The organism is Pseudoalteromonas sp. GW168-MNA-CIBAN-0100 (assembly GCF_040309225.1).
GTDB classification, from domain to species: domain Bacteria; phylum Pseudomonadota; class Gammaproteobacteria; order Enterobacterales; family Alteromonadaceae; genus Pseudoalteromonas; species Pseudoalteromonas arctica.
In genome coordinates, this window is sequence record NZ_JBEOOL010000757.1 from 1 (window position 1) to 258 (window position 258).

Sequence of the window (258 nt, forward strand, 5' to 3'; positions counted from 1 at the left end):
GTCTTTACCTGGTTTAGGCCATTTATAAGGTACAAACCCTGAACCTGCTTGTTGAGTCACCTTTACCATTTCTACAAATAATGCTGTGCCATCGGGGTCTTTGTTATTAGTTAAATCTGTACCATTTAAGTCTGGCTTAAATGGATGCATTATCATTTTTGGGTGGTAGTCATTTATCCAAAAATAGTTGGTATTATCGTACCTAAGGGCACTAATTGTAGCTAAAGCTTGCGACTGCGCTTGTTGTTGGGTGAGGGT

At 39.5% G+C, this 258-nt stretch carries 1 protein-coding gene; it reads right to left on the reverse strand.

The window, feature by feature from the left end:
- The coding region (locus tag AAEY62_RS23295; protein ID WP_350636811.1) for a cache domain-containing protein at nucleotides 1-258 on the reverse strand (258 nt) is incomplete at both ends.